The organism is Flavobacterium olei (assembly GCF_039749035.1).
GTDB lineage: Bacteria > Bacteroidota > Bacteroidia > Flavobacteriales > Flavobacteriaceae > Flavobacterium > Flavobacterium olei.
The window spans coordinates 101,086-118,249 of record NZ_JBDKWC010000008.1 but is presented as its reverse complement, the minus strand read 5'-3'; the positions used below and the strand labels follow the sequence as shown (position 1 = coordinate 118,249).

At 34.3% G+C, this 17,164-nt stretch carries 16 protein-coding genes; 2 read left to right on the top strand and 14 right to left on the bottom strand.

Annotation, left to right across the window (positions count from 1 at the left end; all coding sequences use genetic code 11):
• Positions 1–85: 85 nt before the first annotated feature.
• From hisIE to ABEB31_RS20010, 11 genes are all read right to left on the bottom strand, one after another.
• Positions 86–682 carry a bifunctional phosphoribosyl-AMP cyclohydrolase/phosphoribosyl-ATP diphosphatase HisIE gene (gene hisIE / locus ABEB31_RS20060; protein ID WP_347053444.1) on the bottom strand — a complete coding sequence of 199 codons (597 nt, stop codon included), beginning with the start codon at positions 680–682 and terminating at the stop codon, positions 86–88.
• Positions 683–760: 78 nt separating this feature from the next.
• Positions 761–1,516, bottom strand: coding sequence for an imidazole glycerol phosphate synthase subunit HisF (hisF, locus tag ABEB31_RS20055; protein WP_347053443.1), 756 nt, complete (start codon positions 1,514–1,516; stop codon positions 761–763).
• An 86-nt stretch (positions 1,517–1,602) separates the two neighbouring features.
• A complete protein-coding gene (gene hisA / locus ABEB31_RS20050; RefSeq protein ID WP_347053442.1) occupies positions 1,603–2,343 on the bottom strand; it encodes a 1-(5-phosphoribosyl)-5-[(5-phosphoribosylamino)methylideneamino]imidazole-4-carboxamide isomerase in 741 nt (246 codons plus the stop codon).
• Positions 2,344–2,427: 84 nt separating this feature from the next.
• A complete protein-coding gene (gene hisH, locus ABEB31_RS20045) occupies positions 2,428–3,009 on the bottom strand; it encodes an imidazole glycerol phosphate synthase subunit HisH (RefSeq protein ID WP_347053441.1) in 582 nt (193 codons plus the stop codon).
• Positions 3,010–3,102: 93 nt separating this feature from the next.
• Complete coding sequence (locus ABEB31_RS20040; protein ID WP_347053440.1) at positions 3,103–3,453, bottom strand: nuclear transport factor 2 family protein; 351 nt, start codon at positions 3,451–3,453, stop codon at positions 3,103–3,105.
• Between the two features lie 77 nt (positions 3,454–3,530).
• Positions 3,531–4,667: a bifunctional histidinol-phosphatase/imidazoleglycerol-phosphate dehydratase HisB gene (gene hisB, locus ABEB31_RS20035; RefSeq protein ID WP_347053439.1), complete on the bottom strand. Its 1,137-nt coding sequence runs from the start codon at positions 4,665–4,667 to the stop codon at positions 3,531–3,533.
• A gap of 188 nt (positions 4,668–4,855) precedes the next feature.
• Positions 4,856–5,905, bottom strand: coding sequence for a histidinol-phosphate transaminase (hisC, locus tag ABEB31_RS20030; RefSeq protein WP_347053438.1), 1,050 nt, complete (start codon positions 5,903–5,905; stop codon positions 4,856–4,858).
• Positions 5,906–5,995: 90 nt separating this feature from the next.
• Entirely contained in the window at positions 5,996–7,294 is a 1,299-nt protein-coding gene (hisD, locus tag ABEB31_RS20025; RefSeq protein WP_347053437.1) for a histidinol dehydrogenase, read from the bottom strand.
• Positions 7,295–7,394: 100 nt separating this feature from the next.
• A complete protein-coding gene (gene hisG / locus ABEB31_RS20020; RefSeq protein ID WP_347053436.1) occupies positions 7,395–8,252 on the bottom strand; it encodes an ATP phosphoribosyltransferase in 858 nt (285 codons plus the stop codon).
• Positions 8,253–8,567: 315 nt separating this feature from the next.
• Entirely contained in the window at positions 8,568–9,962 is a 1,395-nt protein-coding gene (locus ABEB31_RS20015) for a sensor histidine kinase (RefSeq protein WP_347053435.1), read from the bottom strand.
• A gap of 2 nt (positions 9,963–9,964) precedes the next feature.
• On the bottom strand, positions 9,965–10,627 hold the full coding sequence (locus tag ABEB31_RS20010) for a response regulator transcription factor (protein WP_347053434.1): 663 nt from the start codon (positions 10,625–10,627) through the stop codon (positions 9,965–9,967).
• Positions 10,628–10,823: 196 nt separating this feature from the next.
• Here ABEB31_RS20010 and ABEB31_RS20005 point away from each other — a divergent pair, with 196 nt between their 5' ends.
• Positions 10,824–12,959 carry an LTA synthase family protein gene (locus ABEB31_RS20005; RefSeq protein WP_347053433.1) on the top strand — a complete coding sequence of 712 codons (2,136 nt, stop codon included), beginning with the start codon at positions 10,824–10,826 and terminating at the stop codon, positions 12,957–12,959.
• 79 nt (positions 12,960–13,038) lie between these two features.
• On the opposite strand, the gene ABEB31_RS20000 is transcribed toward ABEB31_RS20005, so the two are convergent.
• Positions 13,039–14,037 carry a zinc dependent phospholipase C family protein gene (locus tag ABEB31_RS20000; RefSeq protein WP_347053432.1) on the bottom strand — a complete coding sequence of 333 codons (999 nt, stop codon included), beginning with the start codon at positions 14,035–14,037 and terminating at the stop codon, positions 13,039–13,041.
• Positions 14,038–14,210: 173 nt separating this feature from the next.
• Here ABEB31_RS20000 and ABEB31_RS19995 point away from each other — a divergent pair, with 173 nt between their 5' ends.
• Complete coding sequence (locus tag ABEB31_RS19995; RefSeq protein WP_347053431.1) at positions 14,211–15,161, top strand: hypothetical protein; 951 nt, start codon at positions 14,211–14,213, stop codon at positions 15,159–15,161.
• A gap of 1 nt (position 15,162) precedes the next feature.
• Here ABEB31_RS19995 and ABEB31_RS19990 read toward each other — a convergent pair whose 3' ends face one another.
• Together ABEB31_RS19990 and ABEB31_RS19985 are read right to left on the bottom strand one after the other, a co-directional pair.
• Complete coding sequence (locus tag ABEB31_RS19990) at positions 15,163–16,140, bottom strand: YeiH family protein (RefSeq protein ID WP_347053430.1); 978 nt, start codon at positions 16,138–16,140, stop codon at positions 15,163–15,165.
• Between the two features lie 68 nt (positions 16,141–16,208).
• The gene (locus ABEB31_RS19985) at positions 16,209–17,105 is read right to left on the bottom strand and encodes a LysR family transcriptional regulator (RefSeq protein WP_347053429.1); all 897 of its coding nucleotides are present in this window, start codon (positions 17,103–17,105) and stop codon (positions 16,209–16,211) included.
• Positions 17,106–17,164 lie beyond the last annotated feature (59 nt).

Below are 17,164 nucleotides of genomic sequence, written 5' to 3'. Positions count from 1 at the left end.
TCACACTAGTAACCACAAAGAAAGTAACCAATCTTTGTAGACAAACTAGTGTGATTTCTCCCTTCGGTCGAAATGACAAGATTTTTTACTTCTGACGTTTCTTCAAAACATCAACAACATCATTCAGTTTAAAACCTTTTGCTTCTAACAAAATTAAATAGTGAAAAAGCAAATCGGCGCTTTCGCTGAGAAACAAATCGTCGTTGTCATCTTTTGCCTCGATAACAACTTCTACCGCTTCTTCGCCCACTTTTTGCGCAATTTTATTGATTCCTTTTTCAAACAAAGAAGCCACATAACTCTTCTCCGAATCAGCATTTTCTCTTCGAGTTTTGATTGTATTTTCTAATTGGGAAATAAAGCCATAATTAGCTGTATTTGGTTCCTGCCAGCAAGTATCAGCACCCGTGTGACAAGTGGGTCCGACAGGTCTTGCCTGAATTAAAAGCGTGTCTCCGTCACAGTCATTCTTGATATCTACCAACGCCAAAAAATGACCACTCTCCTCGCCTTTTGTCCAAAGTCTTTGTTTGGATCGGCTGTAGAAAGTGACTTTTTGGGTTTCTATTGTTTTTTGTAGTGATTCTTCGTTCATATAACCCAGCATTAGAACATTTTTAGTTTCCGAATCCTGAATTATAGCCGGAATTAATCCGTGTGAGCTTTTTATATCTATGTTCATTTTAGATTTTAGATTTTAGATTTCAGATTTTTCAAACCTGAAAATATTGATATTTTGATTGATTTTTGATATTGAAATTTACAACCTTACTTCAATACCATTCTTTCTTAATTCTTGTTTCAACGCCTTTATCTCGATTTCTTTAAAGTGAAAAACGCTGGCAGCCAAAGCGGCGTCTGCTTTTCCTTCTTTAAAAGAATCTGTGAAATGCTGAATATTTCCCGCCCCTCCAGAAGCAATTATCGGAATATTGATTAAAGTTGATAATTTAGCCAATGCTTCATTTGCAAACCCGTTTTTGGTTCCGTCATTGTCCATGGAAGTAAATAAAATTTCTCCAGCACCACGTTCAGCTACTTCGACCGCCCAATCATATAAATTTAATTCAGTCGGAACTTTTCCTCCAACTAAATGCACAATCCATTGTCCGTCAATTTGTTTGGCGTCGATTGCAACAACCACGCATTGACTTCCGAATTTCTGTGCTAAATCATTGATTAACTGCGGATTTTTAACTGCAGATGAATTGATTGAAACTTTATCAGCACCGTTATTGAGCAGAATGTCAACATCTTCAACAGATGAAATTCCTCCACCAACCGTAAACGGAATATTGATTTTTTCAGCAACGCTTCGCACCATGTTAACCAACGTTTTGCGTCGTTCTTCTGTAGCCGAAATATCCAGAAAAACCAACTCATCCGCTCCTTCAGCAGAGTATATTTCTGCCAGTTCCACAGGATCTCCGGCGTCGCGTAAATCTACAAAATTAACGCCTTTTACGGTTCTTCCGTTTTTTATATCTAGGCAGGGTATGATTCTTTTTGCCAGCATGTTTTTAATGTGTTAATTAGACAATTAGTCAATTAGATAATTTTTCTGCATTTGCTATATAATTATCAAATTTTCTAATTATCACATTATCTAATTATAAAATTTTCCAGTTGTTTTAGGGAAATCCTTCCTTCGTAAATCGCTTTTCCAATGATGGTTCCTTCACAGCCTAATTCGGCAAGTTTTGGCAGTTCATCAAAAGTTGAAATTCCGCCAGAAGCAATTAATTTAATCTCGACTCCGCTCGATTTGAAATTGCAGTTTTCTAAAATCTTAGCATACAAATCAAAACTTGGACCTTCCAACATTCCGTCTTTTGCAATATCTGTGCAGATAACGTATTGAATTCCTTTACTTTGATAATCCTGAATAAACGGAATCAAATCTTCATTTGAATCTTCCAGCCAACCAGAAACAGCGACTTTTTCATCTTTCGCATCGGCGCCTAAAATAATTTTGTCTGAACCGTATTCTGAAATCCATTTCTGGAAAATTTCCCTGTTTTTTACAGCAATACTTCCGCCAGTGATCTGATTTGCACCACTTTCAAAAGCAATTTTCAAATCAGAATCCGCTTTTAATCCGCCGCCGAAATCAATTTTTAAACTCGTCTGGGTTGCAATTTGTTCCAAGATTTTATAATTAACAATTTTGCTCGATTTTGCTCCGTCTAAATCTACCAAATGTAAATATTCGATTCCGTGTGCTTCAAAAGATTTTGCCACTTCAAGCGGATTTTCATTGTAAATTATCTTCGTATCATAATCTCCTTTGGATAAACGAACACATTTTCCGTCAATGATATCTATAGCTGGTATTATTCTCATATTTTAGTCTTAAATTTTGAAAGTCGAAAGTCGAAAGTCTATTTTGATTTTCAAAAGTTGTTATTTTTGTATTTGAAATTGAATTTACATCTTTAGAAAATTTCCAAGGATCTTCTCGCCAGCGTCACCACTTTTTTCCGGGTGAAATTGTGTTCCGTAAAAATTATTTTTTTGTAAAGCTGAGGCATATTCTACGTCATAATTTGTCGTGGCTATGGCTTCATCGCAAGTTGGGGCATAAAAACTGTGTACCAAATACATGAATTCATTTTCAGCAACATCTTTAAACAAATCCGATTTTAAATTATAAATCTGATTCCAGCCCATTTGTGGCACTTTCACATTCTCAGTAAACTTAATCACATCAACATTAAAAATTCCTAAGCCTTTGGTATTTCCTTCTTCAGACGATTTACACATCAATTGCATTCCGAGACAAATTCCTAAAACAGGTTGTGTAAGTTTGGGAATTAAACCATCCAAACCACTTTCAATCAGTTTTTTCATCGCAGAACTTGCTTCGCCTACACCTGGGAAAATGACTTTGTCCGCAGACTGAATTTCTTCGGGATTATTACTTAAAACGGCTTTAAAACCCAGTCTTTCAATAGCAAACATAATGCTCTGAATATTTCCTGCGCCGTAATTTATGATAACTATTTTCATTTAAATTTTTGTTTATTTTATTTTGTTTCAGGTTTCAGGTTTCAAGCTTTCTACAGCAACTTGAAACTTAAAACTTTAAACTGAAACAAAATTTTAAAGATCCGTATAATGTGCGATCATTTTGTTTACCAATCCGTTTTCATTGAAAAACATCACTTCTACGGCTTTTTTATCCATAATAGATTGGTAATATAATGCAACCGAATTAACACCTGAAGTCACATCTAACAGTTCAAATTTTAAATCCGGAAATTTTTGTAACGCTTTACTCCAGTAGGCTTTTACATTTTCTTTACCCTGAAGCGAACCGCTTTCAATTCCTCCCGCGAGTTTAATCATTGGCGTTGTAATTTCGAGATCATCAGCATAATGCTTCATAATATCTTCTAAATCATGCGAATTCCATGATTTTATCCATTCTTTGGCAAAGTTTTTGGCATTCATGAATTTTTATTTTTAGCTTTAAGCTTTACGCCGTAAGCTTTAAGCGTAATGCCTATTGCTTACAGCTTAAAGCGTTTTTACAACATTCCCTTAGTAGACGGTAAAATCATTTTCTCTGTATCTCGTTTTACAGCTACTTTTATCGCTTTCGCGAAAGCTTTAAAAATCGCCTCAATTTTATGATGTTCATTGATTCCCTCTGCTTTGATATTTAAATTGGCTTTTGCACCGTCTGTAAATGATTTGAAAAAATGATAAAACATTTCTGTTGGCATTTTACCTACCATTTCACGTTTAAATTCCGTTTCCCAAACCAGCCAGTTTCTTCCTCCAAAATCAATTGCTGCCTGTGCCAGACAATCATCCATTGGCAAACAGAAACCATAACGTTCTATTCCTAATTTATTTCCTAATGCTTTTGCGAAGACTTCCCCTAAAGCAATTGCGGTATCTTCAATAGTATGATGTTCATCAACTTCTAAATCTCCTTTGACCAAAATTTCCAGATCCATTTGGCCGTGGCGTGCGATTTGATCTAACATATGATCAAAAAAGGCAATGCCGGTTTCGATTTTGCTTTTTCCTGTTCCGTCAAGGTTTAAATTAATGTAAATATCAGTTTCATTAGTTTTACGGGTTATGGATGCAGAGCGTGCTTCGAGCTTTAAAAATTCATAAATCGTTTTCCAGTCCATTGATTGTAAAATAATGGTCCCATCAAGCTCTTCACGTTTGGATGAAATCTCATTACTGCCTACTCCATCTGTGGTGTTCATGAAAATTGCTTTTGCACCCAGATTTTTTGCCAGTTCAACATCGGTCAAACGATCTCCTAAAACAAAAGAATTCTCTAAATCATATTCCGGATTATTCAGATATTTTGTCAGCATTCCGGTTCTTGGTTTCCGCGTAGGCGCGTTATCTTCGGGAAAAGAACGGTCTACAAAAATCTCATCAAATTTAACTCCTTCGTTTTCAAATGCTTTTAAAATAAAATTTTGCGTTGGCCAGAACGTATCTTCAGGAAAACTAGCTGTTCCCAAACCGTCCTGATTGGTTACCATTGCCAATTCGTAATCCAATTCGCTGGCAATTTTAGCCAGATATTGAAATGCTTTAGGATAAAATTCTAATTTATCTAAACTGTCTAACTGATATCCTTCCGGTTCTAAAACAATCGTTCCGTCACGATCGATAAAAAGTACTTTTTTCATATTTGATATTTTGGCAAGTCTTACACTTATTATGTATCATCCACATTGTTTGTCATTTCGACGAAGGAGAAATCTTCGTTTGCAGATCCTGCATTGTGGAGTTACTTGCGGAGATTTCTCCTTCGTCGAAATGACAAGATTGAGAAAATCTGCCTGTTAAAAACTTTGCAAATTTTGTGTTTATATTTTTACTTCAGTAATTTCAATTCTTTAATAACAACCGCATTTTCTTCTGCAGTTCCAATTGTAAAACGAAGGCAGTTTTCGCATAAAGGCTGCGTTGTTCTATTTCTGATTACGATTCCTTTTTCAATTAATTGATTGTATCGTTTGTTAGCGTCATCTACTTTTGCCAAAATAAAATTGGCTTCAGTCGGATAAACTTTCTCTACAAAATCAACCTCAAGTAAGACTTTAAGTAATTCCTCTCTTTGCTTAACAATTTCAGCAATTTCTATTTTAATTTTATCTGAATCTTTTAAACGTTCGATTGCTCTTTGCTGCGTTAATTCGTTTACGTTATAAGGCGGTTTAATTTTGTTTAAAACCGAGATCACTGCTTCTGAAGCATAGCAAATTCCTAGACGAATTCCGGCCAGACCGTATGCTTTTGAAAGCGTTTGTGTGATTACCAAATTTGGATATTCGTCTATTTCTGTCAGCCAGCTGTCTTTTTCTGAAAAGTCAATATACGCTTCGTCAATTACCACCAAACCTTTGAAATTCTGAAGCAGTCGGACAACACTTTCATCTGAAAATGAATTTCCCGTTGGGTTATTTGGCGAACATAAAAATAGAATCTTCGTATTTGTATCAACAGCTTCAAGGATTTTTTCGACCTGAGGCTGAAAATCCGTCGAAAGCAAAACTTCTCTGTTTTCTACATTATTGATATTTGCCAGAACACTGTACATTCCGTATGTCGGCGGAAGCGAAATAATATTATCTGTTTTTGGTTCGCAGAAAGCCCTGAAAAGCAAATCTAAAACTTCATCACTTCCATTTCCTAAAAGGATCTGATTTTGTTTTACAAAATTATTTTTAGCTAAAATCGCTTTTACAGAAACCTGTTGTGGATCCGGATAACGATTTACACCATTTTGAAACGGATTTTCATTGGCATCCAAAAAAATCATCTCTGCAGTATCAAAGTCTTCAAACTCATCTCGTGCAGACGAATACGGTTTTAAAGATTTTACATTTTCTCTGGTTATTGTATTTATATCAAAAGTACTCATTGTATATTTTCTTTTCCTGCAAGGTTTCAAAAACCTTGTAGGTATTTATAAGTATTTAAATTCTCTAAAATTAGATCTGCGTATTTAAACCTACGAGGTTTTGGAAACCTCGCAGGAAGCCAAACGCAAGGTAACAGCATTTTTATGCGCTTGCAAACCTTCGGCTTCAGCCATAACTTCAATCGCTTTACCAATCTTCTGAATTCCTTTTTCTGAAATTTTCTGAAAAGTCATTGATTTCATAAAACTATCCAGATTCACACCGCTGTAATTCTTTGCATATCCGTTCGTAGGCAAAGTATGATTGGTTCCTGAAGCGTAATCACCAGCACTTTCGGGAGTGTAATTTCCAATAAAAACAGAACCCGCATTTATAATTCCGTTACAGTAGAAATCATCATATTCTGAACAGATAATAAAATGTTCCGGTCCGTATTCATTAATGAGATCCAAAGCAATTTGATCGTTTTCTACATAAATAAGCTTTGAATTCCCAATTGCTTTTTCTGCGATTGCTTTTCTGGGAAGTACTTCTAACTGAAGCTGAACTTCTTTTTCAACAGCATCAATTAGTTTTTTTGATGTGGAAACTAAAATTACCTGACTGTCTGTTCCATGTTCTGCCTGAGACAATAAGTCTGAAGCTACAAAAGCAGGAATGGCAGTATCATCGGCTACGATTAATAATTCTGAAGGACCGGCCGGCATATCGATGGCAATTCCAAATTGAGTTGCCAATTGTTTTGCAACAGTCACAAACTGATTTCCGGGTCCGAAAATTTTATAAACTTTCGGAATAGATTTGGTTCCAAAGGTCATTCCTGCAATTGCCTGGATGCCGCCAACTTTAAGAATTTTAGTTACTCCGCATAAGTTTGCCGCATATAGAATTGCCGGATTAATTTTCCCTTTTTTATCCGGAGGCGAACACAATACGATTTCTTTACATCCTGCAATTTCAGCAGGAACGGCCAGCATTAAAACGGTAGAAAACAAAGGCGCTGTTCCGCCGGGAATGTATAAACCGATTTTTTGAATTGGTCTTTTTTCCTGCCAGCAATTTACACCTTCAACTGTTTCAAGCGTAATACGTTCTGTCTTTTGAGCTTTATGAAACTTATAAATATTGCTTTTTGCTAATTCGATTGCTTCTTTTAATTCGGTTGGAACCAAAGTGATAGCTTCGCTGATTTCTTCCTGTGAAACCTGATAATTGTCTAACGAAATTCCGTCAAAAATAGAAGTGTACTTCGCAACAGCTTCGTCACCTTTCTTTTGTACTTCTTTAAAAATTTCTTTTACAGTAAGCTCAATATCATCGATAGTCTGAGTCGGTCGTTTTAATATTTCGGACCAGCTTTCTGGTTTCGGATTGTCTATTTTATTCATTTTTATAATGCTTTATGCTATAAGCTTTAGGCTTAAAGCTTTCTTAACTTTGCGATTTTGGCTTAAAGCTTATTGCCTAAAGCCGAAAGCGGGCGAACCCCTAAAGAACCATTTTTTCAATTGGACAAACTAAAATTCCCTCAGCTCCTACTTCCTTTAACTGATCGATTACATCCCAAAATGTATCTTTGTCAATTACAGAATGAACACTGCTCCATCCTTCCTGTGCTAACGGAAGAACGGTCAGACTTCTTAAAACCGGAAGAATTTTTCCGACTGCATCAATTTTGTCGTTTGGAACATTCATCAAAATATATTTTGAGTTTCTGGCTCTCAAAACGGCCTGAATCCTAAATTTTAACGTATCGATATGTTTCTGGATTTCCGGAGAAACTTTTGGGGAAACCGCAAGAACTGCTTCACTTTTCAGAATTACTTCTACTTCTTTTAAATTGTTTTTAAAAAGTGTACTTCCACTTGAAACAATATCTACAATCGCATCTGCAAGTCCGATATTCGGGGCGATTTCTACAGAACCTGAAATTTGGTGAATGTCTACTGTTATTCCAAATTTACTGAAATATTCGTTAACAGTATTAGGATAAGATGTTGCAATTCGTAAACCGGCTAAATCCTGAACCGATTTGTAATCCAGGGTTTTAGGAACAGCAACAGACACTTTACATTTCGAGAATCCTAATTTCTGCACGACTTCGATTCCTTTGCCTTTTTCTACCAAAAGGTTATCGCCAACAATGGCTAAATCTACCACGCCGTCTATTAAATATTGTGGGATATCTGAATTTCTAAGGTATAAAACTTCAAGAGGAAAATTTGAAGCTTCGGCTTTTAACTGATCGATTCCGTTGTTGATTGATATACCGCAGTCTTTTAGAATTTGAATACTGTCTTCGTTTAACCGACCTGATTTTTGAATTGCAATTTTTAAAGTACTCATTTTTAGTTTTTTGTTGATTAATAGTTTGAGTACAAAGAGAGTTAGAATTAAAAAACCCGTTTGATGTACTCAAACGGGTTTTAAAATATGATGATTTACACGCATACCATTAACACATCGCTTGAGGGCAATAATGTAAATGATGATGATGTAATTGAATTGAAATCATGATTTGTTGTTATTTTTACTTCTTTGATTCGGTTGCAAATATAAGAGATAAAATAATTAAAAAGCAATTTTAATTTTAACTTAACGAGAGTTTATTGTTAAAAAACGTTTTTTTGAAGCTTTGGTTTACTAATTACAGAGTTTATTTTATTCCTTATTATATTCCTCAAAAGCCAGTAAAACCGTAGTTCCTTTATTTATTTCACTTTCAATTTTGAACTTAATATGCAGTAAATCTGTCATTCTTTTTACAATAAACAATCCCAGTCCGGTTCCTTTTATTTCGGCATGGCTCAAAGATTCTGATCTGAAAAACGGATTTAATATAGAGTTTAAATCTTTTTTCGCAATTCCAATTCCGTGATCAGATACAGTACAGATTATATTTTGATTTTCCCTCGCTAACAAAATTTTGATTTCACTGTCGGCTTTTGAATATTTAACTGCGTTTGAAATGATGTTCCGGAGAATTGTAATCACTAAATAAGTATCAGAATAAATGTAAAATTCTTCAGGAGCTTCTAACATCATATTAATATTTCGTGCGTTAATTTTATCAGCATTTAATTTTAAAACGTCTAAAACGGCGGCATTGAGATAAATAATTTCTTTATTGACATTCTGTTTTTCGTTTTCAAAACGCGCCATCAAAAGCAACTGATCTACAAGAGAATTTAAGTGGTCAACTTCATTAATACAATACGTTATTTTTTCTTCATATTCTTTACTTTCCCGTGGTTTACGAATTAACACTTCAAGTGTTCCTTTAATAACTGTAAGCGGGGTTCTTAACTCGTGTGAGGCATCAGATGTAAATTGTTTTTCGCGTTCAATTGCATCTTCAATCCGGTTTAGTAAATTATTAATCGTTTTAGAAAGTACAAATAATTCATCTCGTGTTTTAGGAAGCGGAATTCTTGTTTTTAGGCTGTCTTTTGTAATCGCTTTTGAAGTATGAATAATATCATTTATAGGTTTTATACTTCTTCCGGCATAAAATCTCGCAAGAAAAAATAAAATAAAAAGAATGAACGGAAAAGCAATCATTAGGGTATCCAAAAGATTATCTAAAACTTTAGATGAATCTGAAAGTGACATTGCAATGATCAGATAACCAATTTTCTTCGATTCTATATGAAGCGGAACCTGGATCTGCCGGATCTTATTTCCCAATAATTTGGTATCAAAAAGCTGAAAGTGGTCTTTATTTTCATGAAAAACCAACTTTTCGTTTTTTAGATTTGGTGATTTCTCGATTATTTTTTTATTCAAATCCAAAAACTGAACGAAAACGGGATTCACATCGACAGAATTATGTTCTCTTTCCTCCCATTCTTCAGCATCCATTAGGATTACATGCCCATTTTCGATTCTTATTTCTTTCAGATGATCCTGAATTTCAATGTTCAGATTCTCATCAATATGATTGTACACAGTAAGTTTTACAATAAAATAAATAGCCGAAAACACCACTAAAACCAAAAGTCCCGTACCGACGATATAATTTAATGCAATCCTGTTTTTAAAAGATAATGCTTTCATTGTTAATCATTGGCAATATAACCAATGCCACGAATGGTTTTAATATAATCTTCTTCAATTTTGAGGTTTAATTTTTTACGAATGGCATTCATAAAAACATCAATAACGCCGGTATCATATTCAAAGTTGATTTCCCATACGTCTCTCAGGATCTGATTTCTGGTACAGACTTTTCCTTTATGCTGAATTAAATAAGCCAGTAATTCAAATTCACGCTGCGTTAATGAAATTTCTTCTGCACCTTTATACACAACATGTTTTGATAAATTCATCGTAATATTGCCAAGTGTCAGAATTTCGGTTTGTTTTTTATTTCTAAAATGAACTTTAATTCGTTCTACCAGTTCCTCAAAACTAAATGGTTTTTTAATATAATCGTTTGCTCCGGCTTTTAAACCCTCTATAGTTTCCTGCACCGTATCTTTTGCGGTCAGAAATATTATTGGCGTTATCTGATCCTTAATCCGAATGGCTTTACACAAGTCCAAACCGTTAATTTTCGGAATCATCCAGTCTAAAAGAATTAAATCAAATTTATGTTCCTGAATGAGTTCAAAGCCTTTGGAGCCGTCACTGGCAGTTGTTATTTTATAGCCTTCCTCTTCTAAACCTTGTTTTAAGAACTGAACAATTCCGAGTTCATCTTCCACTATTAAAATATGCATTGATCGTATAAGATTAAGATTTACATCTGATTTTGCCTTTCAAAGATATAGAATTTAGACCTCAGATATAAATCAATTATAAGAAATAAGAAAATCAGCATCTTAAGCAAACTTTAAGTTAGTGTTAAGTAAGGTTAAAGTTTAACTTAATCCGGCGTTAATCAACCCAAAGTAATTTTGTAAAAAAATTAATCAGATGGATTTTTACAAAAAGTTTTCGCCTTTTTACAATCTTGCCGTGTTATACTTCAGCGTAAGTTTTATACTTAGAATTGTATTATTTTTTCATCCCATTACGCAAAGTTCATTTACGATTTCCGAAAGCATTAAAATCTTTGCATTAGGCCTTATATCTGATTTCTTTGTTTTTGTTTTAGCCTCCGTCTTTTTATGGCTTTATTTGATATTTATTTCGAATTCAAAATATAATAAACCGTACGGATATATAATTCTGGCAGGTCTTGTTTCTTTATTACTTTATACTGCATCGGGAAAAAGTATTTTTGACGAATACGGCGGTGCTCTACCGAGAATCATTTTGATTTTTGTTTCACTAAAAACATTTTTATTTTCCCTTTTCCTGTTTTTACCGAAACACAGAGATAAAATCAGGTTCTGGCTTTTTGCATTTGTGATCTTTTTATATGTATTACTAATTCTGCAAAATGGAATTAGTGAATTTTTCTTTTGGAACGAATTTGGAGTTAAATATAACTTCATAGCCGTTAATTACCTCATTTACACTAATGAAGTAATAGGAAATATTATGCAGTCTTACCCTGTAATACCAATATTCTCTGCCTTGTTTGCCGTTACCGGAATTATAACTTATTTCATTATAAAAAACTCTAAAAATTACATTGATAAGATTCCGGATTTTAATGAAAAATTAAAAATAACAGCTCTTTACGGCGTGTTATTTATTGTTTCCCTAATAGAAATTCCAGGGCTGGCAAGAACTGAAAATTCAAAAAATATTTTTGTTAATGAATTACAATCAAACGGAATCTATAAGTTTTATCTGGCTTTTGAAAACAATAAATTAGACTACTTTAAATTCTATAAAACAATTCCAAACCAAAGAGCATTTGCTATTTTAAAAGAGCAATTTCCATCCATTTCAGGAAATAACACTTTACAGGAAATAAAAAACGATTCTCCCGAGGAACACAAAAATGTAGTTTTAATTACAGTCGAAAGTCTTAGTGCCGATTTTATGAAGATGTATGGAAACAAACAAAACATTACACCTTTTTTAGACAGCCTGGCGCAAAAAAGTTTAACTTTTACCAATTTATATGCGGCAGGAAACAGAACAGTCCGCGGTCTGGAGGCCGTTACCTTATGTCTTCCGCCAACTGCAGGCGAAAGTGTTGTAAAAAGAGAAGACAATAAAAATAAATTTTCTACAGGATCTGTATTTCTTAAAAAAGGCTACAATGTAAAATTTATGTACGGCGGAGATGCGTTTTTTGATAATATGCAGAGTTTTTACTCCGGAAACGGTTACCAGATTATAGACAAATCCAGTTTTTCTGCTAATGAAATAACTTTTTCGAATGTTTGGGGAGTTTGCGATGAAGACATGTATCACAAAGCAATCAAAATCATGAACGCTGAAGCGAAAGAAAACAAGCCGTTTTTTAATCATATAATGACGGTAAGTAATCACAGACCTTTTACCTATCCGAATAATAAAATTGATATTCCGGGCAATATTAAGTCACGTGATGGCGGCGTAAAATATACTGATTATGCACTTCGCCAGTTTTTTAGCATGGCAGAAAAGCAATCGTGGTTTAGAAATACTATTTTTGTTATTGTGGCAGATCATTGCGCTTCGAGTGCGGGAAAAACACAACTTCCATTAGATAAATACAGAATTCCGGCAATAATTTACTCTCCGGGAATAAAGGCAGAAAAATACACAAAATTAATGTCGCAAATTGATATTATGCCAACCTTATTCGGATTAATGCATTTCAATTATGAAAGCAAGTTTTTTGGGCAGGATGTTTTTAAACCAGAGTACCAGCCCCGAGCCTTTATCGCCACTTATCAGGATTTGGGATTAATAAAAGATAATGTCCTGACCATTTTATCTCCGAAAAAAGAAATTAAACAATTTCAGTTAAAACTAAACGAGAATTCCGGAGATCTACCGGAATATCAAATTCACTATGATGAAATTCCACTGCAAAGTGAAAACAAAAATCTGGTTAACCAAACCATTTCATATTACCAGTCAGCGTCGTATGTATTGAGAGAGAAAGAATATCAATTTAAAGATCTGCACAATAAAAGTACTAAGCTATACGCTAAAACACTTTAAAAACACAAATAAAAAAGCCTCAAAATCGAAAGAATTTGAGGCTTTGTATTTTGATCGCTAAATCTCTTAGCAAAGAAATTTAATCATTCTGATTTTTCATTCCAAATAAATTTCCTTTTTGAAACATTTTTAGATCATCCTGAAGAGATTGATAATTCCTTTGTGTAACAGATGTGGCATCCAGATCACTTAAGTCTGGTTTACCCGCGTTTACCCACGCAGTATACCAAAAACTTGCTGTTGCAGTTATGGCTTTTTTCATTTGACTTTCAACCATTCCGTTTAGATCTGCGTGTAATTTTGAAGCGTATTCATCAGAGAATTTAGCCGAATTGTATTTCGTTTTTACGATTTTACCTTCTGCATCCACTTCAAAAACTTTATTTTCTGGTGTCGCGGTACGTAGTTTTTTATCCACTTCTAAAAGAGGCTGAACCAAACTGTGTGTATCTTTAATCATGTCCCAGGTTGCTTTATGCACATCTTCGTAATAGTGTGCTTCAGGAACATTTAATTTATAATTTTTAGCAAATAACTCCGGTAATCTGCTTTCCCAAAGAGAATGAATTCCTTTTTGATCACTCAATTGTCCGTCGTGATTAGCAGAAGTATGCAAAGGCATGTGTGCATCTCCAATATAATGTCCTAAATCTGCAGCCAAAAAAAGAATTTCTGCTCTGTTCTTGTCTTTAAACGCTTTAGTAAGTTTTGCCATCATGTCTTCAATATACCAAGGTAAAATACCATTGTCATTCAAAAACTTAGCATCGTATTTCTTTGTTGCTTCATCGAGTGTCTGAGGCAAACTTTCCATTGGACCAAAATTCTCCAGATCCATATAATGTCTCGCATTTTCTTCTTTATATTTTAAAGCATATTTGCGAATGTCCGGAACAGAAGCTTCCTGTGTAATAAAATCAATGTGGTTGTAAAAGAATACCTGAAGTGGTTTTGGTAAAGCCATTACAGCAGCCTTATTTATTCTTTCATGGCCTACAATTCCCCATGAAAGAGTTAAAAAACCAATACCTAATGCAAGAAAACCGATTAGTTTTGGTCTCATTCTAAAGTTTTTCATTTTTGTTTTTTTAATTGAGTGCAAATTTACTTTATTTAAAGATAATTTAAAAGAGAACCATTTAAGTTTATGCTTATTTAATTTTTGACGTTTTTTAAACCAATTAACTATCATAAGTTTATATAGTCTGTCCTTTTTTATTTGTAAGTTTGTTTTATACTAAAACCATTTTTATGCGCCAGATTACATTCATTTTTTTAATTTTTATTTCGAGTTTAGGTTTCGCACAAAATCCTGAAATTCAGCTTAAAAATGTAAGCGATACCATTTTAAATCCAAAAAGAGTACTTAAAGTTGCTGACCCTTTAAACGCAGAAAAAACAATGCAAAAATTGTTTCCGGGAAAGCTCTATCATTTTGAAGACAAAAATACATTCATCGCCTGGAACTGTAAAAATTGTAAACCGCAAGCTTTTACAGATGTGAATGGCGTAGAAGGCGATGCCCTTTTTCCTTACGAAAATGGCGTTGCGACCCGACTTCTAGCTAATATCGATTATTCTGATTCTAAAGGAAATCAATTTAAAATACTGGCGTTCAATCATTCTGTGCATGATGAAGACGGATTGCAGACTGGGCGTTTTTCCGGCGGTTTATTAGGATTAGCAAAATTTGCAAAAAATAACAATGTGTGGGAAATGAGATCTTTTCAACCCGCTGTGGCCGCATTCGGAGCTTTTGCACAATCTCCAACCCCAAAGCTGGTTGAAATTGGCGAAGATCAGTTTGCTTTTACTTTACTTCATGTTAATGGCGGTGCAGGCGGACCTTTTGAAGGTTATCTGTATTTAGTAGCCGGTTTTGAAGGTAAATACCAGCCTATTTTAGAAGTCAGTAATTACCAGCTTACCAATGTTGAAAGTATAAGTTGGTCAAGCACCTATACAGTTGTAAATGAAACTACAAAAAAACATTTTAGAGATATAATAATCAAAACCAAGGGTTATTTTAATAAAGCGGCCCAGGCTAATGATGAATTTGAAGTTACATTACCGGATGAATTATCATCTATGGCAAAAACAAAAAAGTCATTTAATTTTGAGATTGAAAAACGTTTTATATTTAAAGGGAAATTTTATAAAATGATCGATAAACCAGTCGTTAAATTTTCTAATGTCAAATAGTTTAAGCGAGAAAAAGAATTGACAGTAAAGCCAAAACAGCAATAAAAACCCAAAGCAAAACTCCCTGAAGTAAAGGCCTCACTCCTACTCTTTTTAAAGTAGACAGGTTTAGTGTTGTACCAATTAAGAACAAAGTAACAGTCAGTCCGATTTTTGCGACCCCGACTATGGGAGCAGAAAAAGCTGCTATTCCGGCAAAATAGGTATTTAAAAGCATGGCAAGAATGAACAAAGCTATAAAATAAGGGATTTTGATTCTGGTCCCCACATTTTTGGATTTTCTGTTAAAAATAAAAGCGGTCAAGAGCGAAATCGGAATAATCCATAATGCTCTCGCTAATTTTACCGTCGTAGCCACCTGCAAAGCTTCGACACCGTACTTATTGGCCGCACCAACAACCGAACTCGTATCGTGAATAGCTATTGCACACCATAATCCAAAATCTTTTTGCGATAAATCTAATTGGTGTCCGATATATGGAAAAGCAAACAATGCGATTGAATTCAATAGAAAAATTACGCCTAAAGCTATCGAAGTCTGGCTTTCATTTGATTTGATTACTGGCGCAATCGCTGCAATGGCACTTCCGCCACAAATTGCTGTTCCACACGAAATTAAATGAGACGTTTTCTTCTCTGTTTTAAGCCATTTCCCTAACAGAAAACCAAAAATTAATGTACTGAATATTGAGAATACAGTCAGAATAAAACCTTCTTTTCCAGCTGAAACTGCGCTCGTTGCATTCATTCCGAATCCTAAACCCACAACCGAAAACTGTAATAAAAATGTAATGGCTTTATTATTGAATTCGGCAAAGGGATTTCCGAAAACATTGACTACTAAAACACCCAATAAAAGCGCGATTGGCGGAGAAATAATCGAAGATATACATAAAACGATTACTGCAAGAAATAGTATTTGCTGTAAAGAATAATTAATTTCAAATAATCGTGATGCTGTATGTTGTTTTGCTTTCAAAATATTGATATTTACTCTGCAAAGTTCCGTTGTTTATCGCGAACTTACTAATCATAAATAACAATAGGTTATAACTTCAGGTTATAATAAGTTACTATATTCTGAATAAACAATTCTGATAAGGGATCAGATTTTCCGAGCAACGTGATGATGTAAAAGTATCTTTCAATGGATAATTTTTCGACATCCAATACTATCAACTCTTTATTTAGCAATTCTTTGCTAACCGCGTGAATGGACATAAAGGCAAAACAATCCGAATTCAGTAAATAAGATTTTATGCTTTCGGTATTTCCTAATTGCATTTCGATTTGTAAATCGGAAAATTTAATTCCTGCTATTTTCAATGCAAATTCTATCACTTCCAATGTTCCTGAGCCACGCTCGCGGGTTATGAATTTCATTGATTTTAAATCGGTTACAGAAACTTCATTTTGTTTCGCTAATGGATTTTGATTTCGGCAAACCAAAACAAGTTCGTCTTTTAAAAACGGAATGTATTTTATAGATTGATTTTTTGATTGCCCTTCAACAATGCCAATTTCAATTTCTTTGTTTATTAAGGCACTTTCTATTTGTTCTGTATTGCCATTCAGTAAATTGACTTTTATGTCCTTTTGTTTTTGATGAAAACGTGCCAGAACTGGAGAAATAATATATTGCGAAATGGTAGTACTTGAGCCTAAACGCAATAATCCCTGACGTTCCTTACTGAAGGAACTCATTTCAAAATCGATTTCACGATATATTTCAAATATATTTTTGGTGTATTTCAGGAGAATTTTTCCGGCTGGAGTTAAAGCGATCTTAGAACCGTTTCTTTCAAAAAGTTTGGTTTTGTAAGTTTCTTCCAGTTCCTGAATATGTTTGGAAACCGCTGGCTGAGAAATGTATAATTCCGTAGCCGCTTTAGTAAAATTAAGGCGGAGCGCTACAGTGTAAAATACTTTCAGCCGGAAGTCCATTTATTTTTTGTTTTTCTTGTTTCAGGTTTCAGGCTCTCCAAAATCTGTTCCTTTGCAAC

Coding starts and splice junctions, on each gene's coding strand:
- hisIE (WP_347053444.1), bottom strand. CDS start 682: ATGAACATAGATATAAAAAGCTCACACGGATTAATTCCGGCTATAATT.
- ABEB31_RS20000 (WP_347053432.1), bottom strand. CDS start 14,037: ATGAAAAACTTTAGAATGAGACCAAAACTAATCGGTTTTCTTGCATTA.
- hisF (WP_347053443.1), bottom strand. CDS start 1,516: ATGCTGGCAAAAAGAATCATACCCTGCCTAGATATAAAAAACGGAAGA.
- hisG (WP_347053436.1), bottom strand. CDS start 8,252: ATGAGTACTTTAAAAATTGCAATTCAAAAATCAGGTCGGTTAAACGAA.
- ABEB31_RS20005 (WP_347053433.1), top strand. CDS start 10,824: ATGGATTTTTACAAAAAGTTTTCGCCTTTTTACAATCTTGCCGTGTTA.
- hisC (WP_347053438.1), bottom strand. CDS start 5,905: ATGAGTACTTTTGATATAAATACAATAACCAGAGAAAATGTAAAATCT.
- hisA (WP_347053442.1), bottom strand. CDS start 2,343: ATGAGAATAATACCAGCTATAGATATCATTGACGGAAAATGTGTTCGT.
- hisH (WP_347053441.1), bottom strand. CDS start 3,009: ATGAAAATAGTTATCATAAATTACGGCGCAGGAAATATTCAGAGCATT.
- ABEB31_RS19995 (WP_347053431.1), top strand. CDS start 14,211: ATGCGCCAGATTACATTCATTTTTTTAATTTTTATTTCGAGTTTAGGT.
- ABEB31_RS20015 (WP_347053435.1), bottom strand. CDS start 9,962: ATGAAAGCATTATCTTTTAAAAACAGGATTGCATTAAATTATATCGTC.
- ABEB31_RS20010 (WP_347053434.1), bottom strand. CDS start 10,627: ATGCATATTTTAATAGTGGAAGATGAACTCGGAATTGTTCAGTTCTTA.
- hisD (WP_347053437.1), bottom strand. CDS start 7,294: ATGAATAAAATAGACAATCCGAAACCAGAAAGCTGGTCCGAAATATTA.
- ABEB31_RS19985 (WP_347053429.1), bottom strand. CDS start 17,105: ATGGACTTCCGGCTGAAAGTATTTTACACTGTAGCGCTCCGCCTTAAT.
- hisB (WP_347053439.1), bottom strand. CDS start 4,667: ATGAAAAAAGTACTTTTTATCGATCGTGACGGAACGATTGTTTTAGAA.
- ABEB31_RS20040 (WP_347053440.1), bottom strand. CDS start 3,453: ATGAATGCCAAAAACTTTGCCAAAGAATGGATAAAATCATGGAATTCG.